The following is a 2,240-nucleotide window of genomic DNA, read 5'->3' as shown; positions in this document are numbered from 1 at the left end:
CCGACCTTCACGGAGATCGTCTCGCCGCTCTTCGGCTCCTTGACGATCGAGATCCGAGTGTTGGTGTCAGTAACGTTCACACCAGCGGTCGGGTTCTCCTTGTACCAGTACACGCCCTTGCCGTCATCGAACACCGGGTTGCCCGCGTGCGAGCCGATGCGGCGCGCGACGTCGGCCTTGTGCAGCGTGACGGTGTCCGAGCGGTAGGTGCTGAAGGTCGAGTCGAACGCCTGGATGCGGTTGCGCATCAGCGTGCCGTCCGCCCACTTCAGCGGGGTGGCGTTGGCGTCGACCGGAAGGATCAGACCCTCACCCGGGTGCTGGCTGGTGTTGTTGTCCTTCTGGGACAGGTCCCACTTCCAGATCAGCAGCCCGTTCTGGTACGGGTAGTGCTCGACCCAGCCGTCCTTCGGCGACTTGAAGCCGAAGTTGTACGGACCGACCTTGAGGGTTCCGTCGTACGAGACGTACTGACGGTTCTCGGCCAGGTAGTACTGCTCGTACTCCTGGGTGAAGGACTCGCCGATGCGGGAGAAGCCCTTCGCGGTCCAGCCGGCGTCGTCGCCCTCGGCACCGTCCGAGAACAGCGCGGCGCCATCGGCGTTGACGGTGATCGCGTCGGCCGCGAAGCCCTTGCCGCCCGCACCGCCGTCCGTCTGGTAGCGGAAGCGGACGTCGACCTTCTTGCCGGCGTAGGCGTCCAGCGAGTAGGCGAGCTTCTTGTACGCGCCCGACTGGCCGGTCAGCGCCGGGGCGTCGCTGGCGTCACGGGTGATCGCCTTGCCGTCGGCCGTGCCGTCGATCGGGGTCCAGGTGGCGCCGCCGTCCGTCGACACCTCGGTGTAGAGGTAGTCGTAGTCGGCCTCGATGTCCCACCAGCCCGAGAGGTCCAGGGAAGCCTTGGACTTGCCCGTGAGGTCGACCGAGCGGGTCAGGGTGTTCTTGAGGTCGTCACCCATGTCGCTCCACCACTGCTTGGAGCCCTCGGCGGGCGCCACCACGGTGGTGGTCTGCTTCTTCTTGGGCAGCTCGACGACCAGCGCCTGCGGGTTCTTGGTGTTGTACGCCGCGACACCCAGCTTGTGGCTGGAGTTCTTGCCCGCCTTGGCCTTGGTGTAGTTCAGCCAGCCGAGCTGGAGCTTGCTCCAGGCATCCATGTCGCCCGGCATGTCGCCGATGCTGTCCTTGCCGGTGCCCAGCCAGGAGCCCGACGACATGAGGGACCAGAAGCCCGTGGAGTTGTCGCCACCGGAGGTGTCGTACAGGTCCGGCAGGCCCAGGTCGTGGCCGTACTCGTGGGCGAAGACACCGAGGCCGCCGTTCTCGGGCTGCATGGTGTAGTCGCCGACCCACACGCCGGACGAGCCGATCTGCGTGCCACCGGCCCTGTTGTTGTCCGGGCCGGTCTTGCCCGCGTTGGTGCCGTAGGCGTACCAGCGGTGCGCCCACAGGGCGTTCTCGCCCTCGGCACCACCACCGGCCGACTCGTCCTCACCCGCGTGGACGATCTGGAAGTGGTCGATGTAGCCGTCGGGCTCGTTGAACTCGCCGTCGCCGTCGAAGTCGTAGCGGTCCCACTTGTCGTAGTCGGACAGCATCTTCTTGATCTCGGCGTCGGTCTTGCCCTTGGCCTTCTGGTCGGCGGTCCAGGCGTTGACGCCGTCCTTGACCGCGTCCCAGACGTTCGAGCAGTTGGACTGGCCGCAGTAGTTCGAGCCGTAACGGGCCTCGTTGTACTCGACCTTGACCCAGTCCGAGACGGTGCCCTCGACCGAGTAACGGCCGGAGGAGGTGCGCTCGTAGTAGGTCTTCAGCGAGTGCTTGGCGTTGCCCTTCTTGTCCTTGCCCTTGCCGAAGTACAGGTCCTGGAAGTGGGCCTGGTTGTAGTCCTTCTGCCAGGCCGTGGAGTTGTCGACCTTGCGGTCCGGCTGGGCGATCTTGTTGTGCAGCGGACCAACGGTGCCGCCGTACTTCTTGACCGCCGGCTTCGGGCCGTCGCCATCCGGGTCGAACATGGTGGTGTCGTCGACCTTGTCGCCGAACTCCACCAGGATCGTGAAGATCTTGTCGGTCTTCTCACGGCCGAGCTCGACGTACTTCTTCTTGCCGAGCTTCACGACCTGCGACTGACCGCGCTTCTGGACGGTCGACTGGCCGGAGAGCACGCGCTCCAGAGCCGCCTTGCGCTCCTGCTCCTGCTGCTTGCTGAACGGACCCTCGAGGTCGTGGTCGACATGGGT

1 protein-coding gene is annotated in these 2,240 nt (G+C 65.6%); it reads right to left on the bottom strand.

The features are described from left to right. The coding region (locus ABZ532_RS31515) for an immune inhibitor A domain-containing protein (protein WP_361291415.1) at positions 1–2,240 on the bottom strand (2,240 nt) is incomplete at both ends.

Source organism: Streptomyces sp. NPDC019396 (assembly GCF_040632375.1).
Taxonomy (GTDB): domain Bacteria; phylum Actinomycetota; class Actinomycetes; order Streptomycetales; family Streptomycetaceae; genus Streptomyces.
The sequence above is the reverse complement of the archived record's forward strand: the minus strand, read 5'-3'. Positions and strand labels throughout refer to the sequence as shown.